The organism is Pseudomonas sp. 8BK (assembly GCF_902506475.1).
Taxonomy (GTDB): domain Bacteria; phylum Pseudomonadota; class Gammaproteobacteria; order Pseudomonadales; family Pseudomonadaceae; genus Aquipseudomonas; species Aquipseudomonas anguilliseptica.
The window spans coordinates 4179933-4192102 of sequence record NZ_LR733252.1 but is presented as its reverse complement, the minus strand read 5'-3'; the positions used below and the strand labels follow the sequence as shown (position 1 = coordinate 4192102).

Here is a 12170-nt window from a genome sequence, read left to right as displayed (position 1 = left end):
AGGTGCTCAATGCCGATTCGCTACATCCTCAAACAGTTCTTTCTGCCGCCAGGCCTGTTCCTGCTGTTGCTGCTGGTCGCCTGGTGGCTGCGTCGGCGCTTCCCGCGCTTGGCGGCGGCTTGCCTGGTCGTTGGCTTGGGCGGTATGTGGCTGTTTAGCCTGCCGGTGGTGGTCGAATACTCGGCGCGAGTGCTGGAAAGCGAGCCGGCATTGGATGAGCGGCAATGGGCTGATCTGGCTCGGCAGGCGGACGTGATTGTGGTTCTGGGGGGCGGGCGTGAGCTGGCTGACCCCGGTTGGGGCGCAGATCAGCCCAGCCTGCTGGCGTTGGAGCGGGTGCGTTTCGCCGCTCGTCTGGCTAAGGCCTCGGGTCTGCCACTGCTCACCAGTGGCGGGCTGCACTTTGGCGCACCGCCCAGTGAGGCGGCCTTGATGGCCGAGGTGCTGGCGCGTGATTACGCTTTGCCGGTGCGTTGGCAGGAGGGCGCAAGCCGCACCACCTGGGAGAATGCGACCCACAGCGCTGAATTGCTGAAGCAAGCAGGTATTACCCGCGTGGTACTGGTGACCCAGGCCTGGCATATGCCCAGGTCTCGCTGGAGTTTTGAGCAAGTGGGTTTGCAGGTGATCAGCGCGCCCATGGGGTATCTCGGCACGCCCAATGGCCGGCCGGCCGGCGGCTGGTTGCCGGAAAGCAAGGCCGTCTGGCAGAACGGTTTGCTGCTTAATGAGGCTATTGGTTTGCTGGCTTATCGGTTGTTCTACCGGGCTGCGCAGGAATAAGCCCCGGCTGGCCGGGGCTTGCATACTTCAACTGTTGATCTGCTCGGCATGGTGACACGCCACTTGCCGCGCATCGAGCAGGCGCAGCGCCGGCTGTTCAGCTTTGCAGCGTTCGCTGGCATGTGGGCAGCGCTGGTGGAAGGCGCAGCCGCTGGGGGGCGACAGCGGGTTGGGCAGCTCGCCGCTGATCTTGATCTTCGGTTTGCTCGGGTCAGGGTGGATGGTCGGTGTCGCTGACAGCAGTGCCTGGGTGTAAGGGTGCAGCGGGCGGTTGTAGATCAGCTCGCTGGGGCCCATTTCCACTGGGCGGCCGAGGTACATCACCAGTACATCATCGGCAACGTGGCGCACCACCGAGAGGTTGTGCGAGATAAACACGTAGCCGGTGTTGAACTGCTCCTGCAGGTCCATAAACAGGTTGAGCACCTGGGCCTGGATCGACACGTCCAACGCCGAGGTCGGCTCATCCGCCACCAACACCTTGGGTTGCAGCATCATCGCGCGAGCCAGGGCGATGCGCTGACGCTGGCCGCCGGAGAACATATGCGGGTAGCGCTGGTAATGCTCGGGGCGCAGACCGACCTGCTGCATCATTGCCTGCACCCGCTCGCGCCGTTCCGGCTGCGACAGCTGAGTATTAATCAGCAGCGGCTCGCCCAGCTGGTCGCCGACCTTCTGCCTTGGGTTGAGCGAGGCGTAGGGGTTCTGAAAGACCATCTGCACATCACGGCGCAGCTGCTTGCGCTGCGCCTTGTTGGCGCCAGTCACTTCCTGCCCGGCGATCTGCAGCGAGCCTGAGCTGGGTTGCTCAATCAGCGTCAGGGCGCGGGCCAGGGTGGACTTGCCGCAGCCGGACTCGCCGACCACTGCCAGGGTCTTGCCCGCCTGTAATTCAAAGGACACGCCATTCAGCGCCTGCACCTGGGCATTGGGCTGAAACAGGCCGCGGGATATTTCGTAGTGACGGGTGAGGTCGCGAGCAGTCAGGACGGCGCTCATCAGGCCACCTCCGCAGTCAGGTTGAGCGGGTAGAAGCAGCGCGCCGCGCCACGTTCATGGGCATCCAGGCTCGGCCGTTGTTCACGGCAGTGGGCCTGGGCGTAGGGGCAGCGTGGTGACAGCAGGCAGCCTGTCGGGCGGTCATAGCGGCCGGGAACGATACCGGGCAGGGTGGTCAGGCGGCGCTGGCCCTGGCTGTGCTCGGGGATCGCCTTGAGCAATGCTTCGGTATAAGGGTGTGTTGGCGCATTGAACAGCTGCGGCACGCTGCCGATTTCCACCGCCTGGCCGGCATACATTACGCAGACCCGTTGCGCGGTTTCGGCGACCACGGCCAGGTCGTGGGTAATCAGTACCAGGCCCATGTCCTCTTCGCGTTGCAGGTTGACCAGCAGATCCATGATCTGCGCCTGAATGGTTACATCCAGCGCCGTAGTCGGTTCGTCAGCGATCAGCAGCTTGGGCTCGGCGGCAATTGCCATGGCAATCGCCACCCGTTGGCTCATGCCGCCGGACAGCTGGTGCGGGTAGGCATTCAGGCGGCTGGCAGCGGCAGGGATTTCCACCCGGTCGAGCAGCTGCAGCGCGCGCTGACGGGCAGCCTGGCCTTTGAGGTTCAGGTGCTGGCGCAATACCTCCTCAATCTGGAAGCCCACGGTAAAGCTGGGGTTGAGCGCGGTCATCGGGTCCTGAAAGACCATCGACAGGTCTTTGCCGACGATATGCCGACGCTGGCGGCCCTTGAGACGCAGCATATCGGTGCCGTCAAACTGCAGGCTGTCGGCGGTGACGATGCCGGGGGCGTCGATCAGGCCCATCAGCGCCATCATGGTCACCGATTTGCCGGAGCCGGACTCGCCGACAATCGCCAGCACTTCACCCTTTTCCACGCACAGGTCGAGGCCGTCGACCACCGGGATTGCAGTGGCGTCGCCGAAGCGCACGCTGAGGTTTTTGATATCTAACAGGCTCATGCGGGGTTCCTCACTGCGCATTCTTGAGTTTCGGGTCGAGTGCATCGCGCAGCCCGTCGCCCATCAGATTGATCGCCAGCACGCTGAGCAGAATGGTCAGGCCCGGCAGGCTGACCACCCACCAGGCGCGCTCGATATAGTCGCGCGCCGAGGCCAGCATGGTGCCCCACTCAGGCGTCGGCGGTTGTACGCCGAGGCCGAGAAAGCCCAGGGCAGCGGCATCGAGAATCGCCGAGGAGAAGCTCAGGGTGGCCTGCACGATCAGTGGAGCCATGCAGTTGGGCAGCACGGTGATAAACATCAGTCGTGGCAGGCTGGCGCCGGCCAGGCGTGCGGCAGTGACGTAATCGCGGTTCAGCTCGCCCATCACCGCGGCGCGGGTCAGGCGCACATAGGACGGCAGCGAGACGATGGCGATGGCAAAGATGGTGTTGATCAGCCCTGGGCCGAGGATGGCGACGATGGCCACCGCCAGCAGCAGCGAGGGCAGGGCCAGCATAATGTCCATCAGGCGCATGATCGACGGGCCGAGCAGGCGCGGAAAGAAACCGGCGACCAGCCCGAGAAGAATGCCGGGGATCAACGACATCAGTACCGAGGCCAGACCAATCAGCAGCGACAGCCGCGCGCCATGGATCAGCCGCGACAGCAGGTCGCGGCCCACTTCATCGGTGCCCAGCAGAAACTGCAGCTGGCCACCTTCCAGCCAGGCCGGTGGGGTGAGCAGAAATTCGCGGTATTGCTCGCTGGGGTCGTGCGGGGCGATCCACGGCGCAAACAGCGCGCAGATCACCAGCAGGATCATAAACGCCAGCCCGGCGACTGCGCCCTTGTTGTGGGCGAAGGCTTGCCAGAATTCCTTGAGCGGTGAGGGGTAGAACAGCGATTGGTCGAGTGTGGCTTGCGTGGTCATTGGGCTCTCCTTAGCGCTGATGGCGGATGCGTGGGTTGGCCAGGCCGTAGAGGATGTCCACCACGAAGTTGACCAGAATCACCAGGCAGGCGATCAGCAAAATGCCGTTCTGCACCACCGGGTAGTCACGCGCGCCAATCGACTCGATCAGCCATTTGCCGATGCCCGGCCAGGAGAAGATGGTTTCGGTCAGTACCGCACCTGCCAGCAGCGTACCGACCTGCAGGCCGAACACCGTGAGTACCGGGATCAGTGCGTTGCGCAGGCCATGCACGAACACCACGCGGGCCGGCGACAGGCCCTTGGCGCGTGCAGTGCGCACATAGTCCTCGCGCAGTACTTCGAGCATCGCTGAGCGAGTCATCCGTGCGATGACCGCCAGTGGAATGGTGCCGAGCACGATAGCCGGCAGGATCAGATGGCGCAGGGCGTCGACAAATGCACCCTCTTCGTCGCTGAGCAGGGTGTCGATCAGCATAAAACCGGTGACTGGCGGGATGTCGTAGAGCAGATCGATACGCCCGGACACTGGCGTCCAGCCCAGCCACACCGAGAAGAACATGATCAGCAGCAGACCCCACCAGAAAATCGGCATGGAGTAGCCGGCCAGCGAGATGCCCATCACCCCATGGTCGAACAGTGAGCCCCGTTTCAGTGCAGCAATCACCCCTGCGATCAGCCCCAGGGTGCCGGAGAACAGCAAGGCGGCGAGGGACAATTCCAGGGTGGCGGGAAACAGCGTGGTGAATTCATCCCAGACGCTGGTGCGGGTGCGCAGCGACTCACCCAGGTCGCCCTGGGCCAGCTGGCCGATATAGTCGAAATACTGCGCATACAGCGGCTTGTTCAACCCCAGGCGTTCCATGGCCTGGGCGTGCATTTCCGGGTCGACCCGGCGTTCGCCCATCATCACTTCCACCGGGTCGCCGGGGATCATGCGGATCAGCGCGAAGGTCAGCAAGGTAACGCCGAAGAAGGTGGGAATCAGCAATCCCAGGCGGCGTGCGATAAAAGCAAACATGGGGTTTTGTTACTCCGCATCAGTTCATTCGCGCCAACGGCTACGTGGGCCGCTGGCATATTGTGTCGATCTGCTACTGGCGCGCGGCTGGTGCGCGGCAGTAGCCCTGTTTTGAGTGCTGCTTGCAGAATCAGTGCCGCTTTATCTTGGCGTAATTGTTCGAGCCCATGGGGCTGAGGGTAAAACCCTCGACATCACGGCTGACCGCGCTGAATTGCTTGGGGTGAGCCTGGGGAATCCACGGTGCTTGTTGGTGGAAAATCGCCAGTGCCTGGCGGTAGAGCGCAGCGCGCTGCTGTGGCTCGGTGGTTTCCCGGGCCTGGATGATCAGCCGGTCGAACTCGGCATCACACCAGCCGGCCTGGTTCTCGCCGCTCTGCGCGGCGGCGCAGGACAGGTTGGGGGTGAGGAAGTTGTCCGGGTCGCCGTTGTCGCCGGCCCAGCCCATAAAAACCAGGTCATGCTCGCCATTTTTCGCCCGTTTGATCAGCTCGCCCCACTCCATCACGCGGATGTCGGTTTTGATGCCGACCGCTGTCAGGTCGGCTTGCAGCATCTGTGCGCCGAGTGATGGGTTGGGGTTGGTGGGGCCGCCGCCTGGGCGGGTCCAGATCGACAGGCTGATGCCATCCGCGTGGCCAGCCTCTGCGAGCAGCTGACGGGCGCGCTGAGGATCATGGGGCCAGCCCTCAAGCTGATTGTCATAGCCAAGCAGTGTCGACGGGTAGGGGGCGATGGCCGGGCTGGCACCCTCGGCGCCGAATTGCGCGCCGAGGTAGGCCTGCTTGTCGAAGGCCAGGTTGATCGCCTGGCGCACGCGCACATCGTCCAGTGGTTTGTGGCGCACGTTGAGGGCTACGTAGGCGGTCAGCAGCGAATCAAGCTCCAGCACCTTCAGCTTGTCATCGGCCTTGAGCGCCGGAATATCGAAGGGGCGTGGATACAGGGCAATGTTGCAGGCTCCGGAGCGCAGCTTCTGGATGCGCACATTGGGATCGGTGGTAATGGCAAACAGCAGCTTTTCCGAAGCCGGTTCGCCATCCCAGTAGTCCGGATGGCTGGTGTAGCGCACTTGAGCATCCTTGGCGTAGCGCTGCAGCACGAATGGCCCGGTGCCGACCGGTTGGCTGTTGAGCAGTTCCTGCTTGCCGGCTTTGAGCAGCTGCTCGGCATACTCGGCGGAATAGATCGAGGTAAAACCCATGGCCAGATCGGCGAGGAAGGGCGCCTGCGGCTGATTGAGTACAAAGCGCACGCTGTGCTCGTCGAGTTTTTCGATGCGGTCAATCAGCTTGCCGAACTCCATGGCCTCGAAATACGGAAAGCCGCGGTTGGCCTGAGCATGCCAAGGGTGCTTGGGGTCATGCTGGCGCTGGATGCTCCACAGCACATCATCGGCGTTCATCTCGCGGCTGGGGGTAAACCAGGGCGTGCTGTGGAATTTCACCCCTTTGCGCAGGTGAAAGGTGTAGCTCAGTCCGTCCGGGCTTATGTCCCAGCGCTCGGCCAGGGCCGGTTCGATTTCGGTGGTGCCGGGCTTGAAGCGCACCAGGCGATCAAACAGTGCTTCAGACGTCGCATCGGCGGTTACCGCCGTGGTGTATTGCACGATATCGAAGCCTTCCGGCGCTGCCTCGGTGCACACCACCAATGGTTTTGCCTGGACGGCCGCGCAGGCGAAGGCGAGGCTCAAAACAATGCTGGCGCGAAGGGCGAATGTCATCTGTTGGCTCCTGTAACGGCTTTTGATCAGGCAAGGAGTGCTTTGCAGACTATCTGTCGCCGGGGCGAAACAGCCTCGGCAACACTTGGGAAGCGCACTCTTGCTAACGTTTTGGCAGCTACGAAACACTCAGCCGGTGGTTGCCGGAGGAGGAATACAGTCGTTCTTATTAGGTGTTCGGCGGGCGCTCAGGCCCGCCGTTGATGCCACTCTCAGCGCGTGTTGCTGACGCCGTAGAAGCTGTTGCGCCCGAAGGGGCTGATCTCGAAGCCTTTTACGCTGTTGCGCATGGGCTGGTAGACCGTTGAGTGCGCGATCGGGGAGATCGGCAGTTGTTGCAGGATGATCTGCTGCGCCTGCTGATACAGCTCGCTGCGGGCGTTGCGATCGGTAACGGCCTTGGCCTGCTTGACGATCTTGTCGTAGCCGGCATCGCACCATTTGGAGAAGTTGTTGCCATTGACCGAATCGCAGCCATACAGGGTGCCCAGCCAGTTGTCCGGGTCACCGTTGTCGCCGGTCCAGCCGATCAGCATGGCGTCGTGCTCGCCGGCATGGGCGCGCTTGATGTACTCGCCCCACTCGTAGCTGACGATCTCTGCCTGGATGCCGACCTTGGCCCAGTCGGCCTGGAGCATTTCGGCCATCAGTTTGGCGTTGGGGTTATACGGGCGCTGTACGGGCATGGCCCACAGGGTGATCTTGGTGCCTTCGGCCACGCCAGCCTGCTTGAGCAGGGCCTTGGCTTTTTCGATGTCTTGCGGGATGGCATTGATGCTTTCGTCATAGGACCACTGGGTCGGCGGCATGGCGTTGACCGCCAGTTGCCCGGCACCCTGGTAGACCGCGCTGATGATCGCCGGTTTATCGATGGCCATGTCCAGCGCCTGACGCACTTCGACTTTGTCGAATGGCGCGCGGGTCACGTTGTAGGCGATGTAACCCAGATTGAAGCCAGGCTGGCTGGGCACCTGCAGGTTAGGGTCTTTCTGCAGTGCGGCGAGATCCGCCGGGCGCGGGTTCAGGGTGATCTGGCATTCGCCAGCCTTGAGCTTTTGCGCGCGCACCGAGGCGTCGGTGTTGATGGCGAAGATCAGGTTGTCGATCTGCACATCTTCCGGCAGCCAGTAGTCCTTGTTGCCCTTGAAGCGAATCTGCGCATCTTTCTGGTAGCGGTTGAAGACAAAGGGGCCGGTGCCGATTGGCTTCTGGTTGATGTCGGCGGCTTTGCCGGCCTTGAGCAACTGGTCAGCGTATTCGGCGGAGTGGATGGCGGCGAAGTTCATCGCCAGGTTCTGGATAAAGGCCGCGTCCACATTGTTCAGGGTGAAGCGCACGGTGAGGTCGTCGACCTTCTCCACCTTGGCGATGTTCTTGTCCAGGCCCATGTCGGTGAAGTACGGGAACTCGGTCGGGTAGGCCTTACGGAACGGATGATCCTTGTCGAGCATGCGCTGGAAGGTGAACACCACGTCATCAGCGTTGAAGGTGCGGCTGGGGGTGAAGTACTCGGTGCTGTGGAATTTCACCCCAGGCCGCAGCTTGAAGGTGTAACTCAGACCGTCTTCACTGGCCTGCCACTCGGTAGCCAGGGCCGGTACGGCCAGGGTGCTGCCGCGCTCGAACTGGGCTAGGCGGTTGAACAGGGTTTCCGAGGCGGCGTCGAAGTCGGTGCCGGTGGTGTATTGGCCTGGATCGAAACCGCCGGGACTGCCTTCGGAGCAGTACACGAGGTTGCTGGCGGATGCGTATGTCGAGCCGAGAAGCAGTCCGGCGACGAGCATGGCCTGGATGGACGTGTGAGTGCGCATGAGTACCTCATTTATTCTTTTTTTGGGCGTCATTGAGGGTCAGCCTCGTGGGCTGTGATCAGCACCGCTGCGTTCCGGCCTATTGGGTGAAGAGGCCGGCCCAGAGCTGCGGTGGAGCGAAATCGCTCAGCAACCTGTCGCGCTCGAAATTAAGTCATGCTGAAATTGAGGTCAACAAAAATTAAGCGCTACTAACATTGGTTGTCGCGACATTGTGCTAGAGCAGTAGCAGTGCGCGGGGTCAGGGCGTGCTGTGGTCGTCGAACAGGCTCAGGGTGGTGATGGCCAGCATTTCCGCTACGTCGCTGCCGACATTGGCCAGGCGGTGGGCTTTGCCGGCATCGAAGTGCACCGAGTCGCCGGCGCTCAATGGGTATTGGCGGCCGTCGATGGTGTAGAGAATCTTGCCGGACAACACGTAGGCAAATTCGGCACCTTCATGGGCGATCAGTTCGGATTGATAGCCGACTGGCATGCTCATTTTCACCGCGTTCAACTGGTTGCCTGGAAAGCTGCTGGACAGCCGCTCATAGGCCAGGGGCTGGCCTTCGATGGTGTAGCGCACCCGCTCGCCCTGGTGGGAGTCGGGCTCGGGTTGCGGCGGTTGGTCGAACAGCACATTGAGCGGAATATCGAGTGACTTGGCGATGCTGGCCAATGAGGAAATCGAGATGCCGGTCAGGTTGCGCTCGGCCTGGGAGAGGAAGCTGGCGGTAAGCCCCGACTCGCTCGCGACTTCATTCAGGGTCTTCTTCGCGGCCCGCCGATAGCGGCGCAAACGTTCTCCGATGCGATCTGCGGTCATAACCCTGGCTCATGCTGAAAGAGCGTCAGTATACCGTTCGGCATCGTGCAGGAAAGTCGTCGGACAATGCTTTGGAATTTAAGTGTTACTAAAATAATCGTTGCGCTCTATTTAAGTCGGACTTAAATTTCGCGCAGCCAAATCACAATCCATACAAAGGAGCGCGAGATGACCCTCGGTGTCGGAGGTTGTACGCCGCAACAGGCGCTTGCCGGGCTGCACAACATGATGGATGGCGCGCAACCCATCGCGCTTGGTGAATACCAGGCACGAGTGAGTCGTGCCCAGGCGCGGATGCAGGCCGAAGGTATTGCCGCGATGTTTATCAATGCCGGTAGCAATCTGCAGTATTTCACTGGTGTGCGCTGGCATCCCAGTGAGCGCATGGTGGGGGCCATCCTTCCCGCTGATGGGCCGTTGGAGTATCTGGCCCCGGCGTTCGAGGTCGGGACGATTCGCGATTTTCAGGTGCTTGCTGGCGACATCAATACCTGGCAGGAGCACGAAAGCCCCTATCAGTTGTTGCTCGACACTCTGCGGCGGATGGGCATCACGGCCGACCCAGAGCAGCCAGTGAAAGTCGGCCTCTGTCCTACCCTGGCGTTCTTTATGGTCGATGGCATACGCCGTCTGGCCCGGGGCTACGAGTTTGTCGATGGCGCGGTGATCAGCGCTTACTGCCGGCAGCGCAAATCAGCGGCGGAGCTGGCCCTGATGCAGCGTGCCAAGGATATGACCCTCGAGGTGCATAAAGCCGTCGCCAGTATGCTGCATGAAGGTATCAGCACCACGGCGGTTGCTGAGTTTATCCAGCAGGCGCATCGCGCTGTCGGCGCCGCAGGTTCGACGTTCTGCATCGTGCTATTTGGCCCGGCCAGTGCCTTTCCCCATGGGGTCAAACACGCGCAGACCCTCAAGCAGGGCGACATGGTGCTGATCGACACCGGTTGCCAGGTGCATGGCTATCTGTCGGACATCACCCGCAGCTATGTCTTCGGCGAGCCCAGCCAGCGTCAGCGCGACTTCTGGAATATCGAGAAAGCCGCGCAGCTTGCGGCATTCGAGGCCGCGCAGCTCGGTCAGCCCTGCCAGGCGGTAGATGCTGCGGCGCGGCGCACCCTGGAAGCGGCGGGTCTGGGCCCGGACTACAAATTGCCGGGGCTGCCGCATCGCACTGGCCACGGTATCGGCCTGGATATCCATGAGGGGCCGTATCTGGTGCGCGGCGATCTGACGCCGTTGGCCGAGGGCATGTGCTTCAGCAATGAGCCGATGATTTGCGTGCCGGGCGAGTTCGGCGTGCGTCTGGAGGATCACTTCTACATGGGTGCCGATGGGCCGCGCTGGTTCACTGCGCCGAGCCATTCGCTGGATGATCCGTTCGGTTTGGGATAAGTGCTGTTGCAGTAAATAAAAACGGCGGCCATTGGCCGCCGTTTTTATTGCCGAGGTGGTTACTTGACGCCGACGCCGTAGAACGAGTTCAGCGCGAACGGGCTGATGCGGAAGTCCTCAACCTTTTTGCTCATTGGTTGATAGACCGTGGAGTGAGCGATCGGGGTGATCGGCACTTCACGCTTGAGAATCACCTGAGCCTGCTTGTACAGCTCGGTGCGCTCGGCCACGTCGGTGGTGCGCTTGGCGGCCTTGATCAGCTTGTCGTAGTCCTCGAAGCACCACTTGGAGAAGTTGTTGCCGTCCACTGCGTCGCAGCCGTAGAGTGTGCCCAGCCAGTTGTCCGGGTCACCGTTGTCGCCGCTCCAGCCGATCAGCATGGCGTCGTGTTCGCCGGCCTTGGAGCGCTTGAGGTACTCGCCCCACTCGTAGGTGACGATCTTGGCCTTGACGCCGACCTTGGCCCAGTCGGCCTGGAGCATCTCGGCCATCAGTTTGGCGTTGGGGTTGTACGGGCGCTGCACCGGCATGGCCCACAGGGTGATTTCGGTGCCTTCCTTAATGCCGGCGGCCTTGAGCAGTTCCTTGGCCTTCTCCGGGTTGTAGGCGGGGTCCTTGATGCTGTCGTTGTAGGACCACTGGGTCGGCGGCATGCCGTTGACCGCCAGCTGGCCGGCGCTCTGGTACACCGCGTCGATGATGCCCTGCTTGTTCACCGCCATGTCCAGCGCCTGGCGCACTTCGAGTTTGTCGAACGGCGGGTGGGTGACGTTGTAGGCGATATAGCCGACGTTGAAGCCGGCCTGCTCGGGCATGTCCAGGTTCGGGTCTTTTTTCAGCGCATCCAGATCCGCCGGACGTGGGAACAGGGTGACCTGGCATTCGCCGGCCTTGAGCTTCTGCATGCGCACCGAGGCGTCGGTGTTGATGGCGAAGATCAGGTTGTCGATTTTCACCTCATCTGGTTGCCAGTATTCCTTGTTGCCCTTGAAGCGGATCACCGCGTCCTTCTGGTAGCGGCTGAACACGAACGGGCCAGTGCCGATGGGCTTTTGGTTGATATCGGCGGCCTTGCCGGCCTTGAGCAGGCTATCGGCGTATTCGGCGGACTGGATCGAGGCGAAGCTCATCGCCAGGTTCTGGATAAAGGCGGCGTCGACTTCGTTAAGGGTGAACTTGACGGTCATGTCGTCGAGTTTTTCGATCTTGGCGATGTTCGCGTCCATACCCATATCGGTGAAGTAGGGGAACTCTGACGGGTAGGCTTTGCGGAACGGGTGATCCTTGTCGAGCATGCGCTGGAAGGTGAACAGCACGTCATCAGCGTTGAAGTCGCGGCTCGGCGTGAAGTATTCGGTGGTGTGGAATTTCACCTTCGGGCGCAGGTGAAAGGTATAGCTCAGGCCGTCTTCGCTGATGTCCCACTTCTCGGCCAGGCCGGGGATGACTGCAGTGCCGCCACGCTCGAACTGGCTCAGGCGGTTGAACACGGTTTCCGCTGCAGCATCGAAATCGGTACCGGTGGTGTACAGGCCCGGGTCGAACCCGGCAGGGCTGCCTTCGGAGCAGAACACCAGGTTGCCGGCGGCGCTGGCAAGTGGCGTGCTGGCGATCAGCCCAGCGGCGAGTAAAGCCTGGATGACGGCGTTCTTACGCATAGTGACCTCATGGTTATTGTGGTTGTGATCCTGAGGAGCCTCTTATGGAGGCCTTGGAAGAAGCTATGCAGGGCGTATGCCGTAGGCA

Annotated in this window: 10 protein-coding genes; 2 read left to right on the top strand and 8 right to left on the bottom strand. The window is 61.7% G+C overall.

Going from position 1 to position 12170, the window contains the following annotated elements; all coding sequences use genetic code 11:
- The first annotated feature begins 9 nt into the window (after positions 1 to 9).
- Entirely contained in the window at positions 10 to 783 is a 774-nt protein-coding gene (locus tag ACIN8IBEIGE_RS19590) for a YdcF family protein (protein WP_160016119.1), read from the top strand.
- A gap of 27 nt (positions 784 to 810) precedes the next feature.
- Here the strand turns inward: ACIN8IBEIGE_RS19590 and ACIN8IBEIGE_RS19585 are convergent, their stop codons facing one another.
- The 7 genes from ACIN8IBEIGE_RS19585 to ACIN8IBEIGE_RS19555 all read right to left on the bottom strand — a co-directional run bounded on the left by ACIN8IBEIGE_RS19585 (position 811) and on the right by ACIN8IBEIGE_RS19555 (position 9029).
- Positions 811 to 1782: a peptide ABC transporter ATP-binding protein gene (locus ACIN8IBEIGE_RS19585; protein ID WP_160016118.1), complete on the bottom strand. Its 972-nt coding sequence runs from the start codon at positions 1780 to 1782 to the stop codon at positions 811 to 813.
- Entirely contained in the window at positions 1782 to 2756 is a 975-nt protein-coding gene (locus tag ACIN8IBEIGE_RS19580; protein WP_160016117.1) for an ABC transporter ATP-binding protein, read from the bottom strand. The genes ACIN8IBEIGE_RS19585 and ACIN8IBEIGE_RS19580 overlap by 1 nt, the downstream gene beginning before the upstream one ends.
- 10 nt (positions 2757 to 2766) lie before the next feature.
- Positions 2767 to 3669: an ABC transporter permease subunit gene (locus ACIN8IBEIGE_RS19575; protein ID WP_160016116.1), complete on the bottom strand. Its 903-nt coding sequence runs from the start codon at positions 3667 to 3669 to the stop codon at positions 2767 to 2769.
- A gap of 10 nt (positions 3670 to 3679) precedes the next feature.
- Positions 3680 to 4690, bottom strand: a complete 1011-nt coding sequence (locus ACIN8IBEIGE_RS19570; RefSeq protein ID WP_090377171.1) for an ABC transporter permease subunit — start codon at positions 4688 to 4690, stop codon at positions 3680 to 3682.
- A gap of 130 nt (positions 4691 to 4820) precedes the next feature.
- Complete coding sequence (locus ACIN8IBEIGE_RS19565) at positions 4821 to 6413, bottom strand: ABC transporter substrate-binding protein (RefSeq protein ID WP_160016115.1); 1593 nt, start codon at positions 6411 to 6413, stop codon at positions 4821 to 4823.
- A 212-nt stretch (positions 6414 to 6625) separates the two neighbouring features.
- On the bottom strand, positions 6626 to 8197 hold the full coding sequence (locus ACIN8IBEIGE_RS19560; protein WP_372240029.1) for an ABC transporter substrate-binding protein: 1572 nt from the start codon (positions 8195 to 8197) through the stop codon (positions 6626 to 6628).
- Between the two features lie 268 nt (positions 8198 to 8465).
- Entirely contained in the window at positions 8466 to 9029 is a 564-nt protein-coding gene (locus tag ACIN8IBEIGE_RS19555; RefSeq protein ID WP_090377162.1) for a cupin domain-containing protein, read from the bottom strand.
- A gap of 168 nt (positions 9030 to 9197) precedes the next feature.
- Between ACIN8IBEIGE_RS19555 and ACIN8IBEIGE_RS19550 the strand changes: the two genes are divergently transcribed.
- Positions 9198 to 10424, top strand: coding sequence for a Xaa-Pro peptidase family protein (locus tag ACIN8IBEIGE_RS19550; protein WP_160016113.1), 1227 nt, complete (start codon positions 9198 to 9200; stop codon positions 10422 to 10424).
- Between the two features lie 59 nt (positions 10425 to 10483).
- Here ACIN8IBEIGE_RS19550 and ACIN8IBEIGE_RS19545 read toward each other — a convergent pair whose 3' ends face one another.
- Entirely contained in the window at positions 10484 to 12082 is a 1599-nt protein-coding gene (locus ACIN8IBEIGE_RS19545; protein ID WP_160016112.1) for an ABC transporter substrate-binding protein, read from the bottom strand.
- Positions 12083 to 12170 lie beyond the last annotated feature (88 nt).

Excerpts from the sequence above, each read along its gene's own strand:
- ACIN8IBEIGE_RS19590 (WP_160016119.1), top strand. The coding sequence starts at position 10 with ATGCCGATTCGCTACATCCTCAAACAGTTCTTTCTGCCGCCAGGCCTG.
- ACIN8IBEIGE_RS19585 (WP_160016118.1), bottom strand. The coding sequence starts at position 1,782 with ATGAGCGCCGTCCTGACTGCTCGCGACCTCACCCGTCACTACGAAATA.
- ACIN8IBEIGE_RS19580 (WP_160016117.1), bottom strand. The coding sequence starts at position 2,756 with ATGAGCCTGTTAGATATCAAAAACCTCAGCGTGCGCTTCGGCGACGCC.
- ACIN8IBEIGE_RS19575 (WP_160016116.1), bottom strand. The coding sequence starts at position 3,669 with ATGACCACGCAAGCCACACTCGACCAATCGCTGTTCTACCCCTCACCG.
- ACIN8IBEIGE_RS19570 (WP_090377171.1), bottom strand. The coding sequence starts at position 4,690 with ATGTTTGCTTTTATCGCACGCCGCCTGGGATTGCTGATTCCCACCTTC.
- ACIN8IBEIGE_RS19565 (WP_160016115.1), bottom strand. The coding sequence starts at position 6,413 with ATGACATTCGCCCTTCGCGCCAGCATTGTTTTGAGCCTCGCCTTCGCC.
- ACIN8IBEIGE_RS19560 (WP_372240029.1), bottom strand. The coding sequence starts at position 8,197 with ATGCTCGTCGCCGGACTGCTTCTCGGCTCGACATACGCATCCGCCAGC.
- ACIN8IBEIGE_RS19555 (WP_090377162.1), bottom strand. The coding sequence starts at position 9,029 with ATGACCGCAGATCGCATCGGAGAACGTTTGCGCCGCTATCGGCGGGCC.
- ACIN8IBEIGE_RS19550 (WP_160016113.1), top strand. The coding sequence starts at position 9,198 with ATGACCCTCGGTGTCGGAGGTTGTACGCCGCAACAGGCGCTTGCCGGG.
- ACIN8IBEIGE_RS19545 (WP_160016112.1), bottom strand. The coding sequence starts at position 12,082 with ATGCGTAAGAACGCCGTCATCCAGGCTTTACTCGCCGCTGGGCTGATC.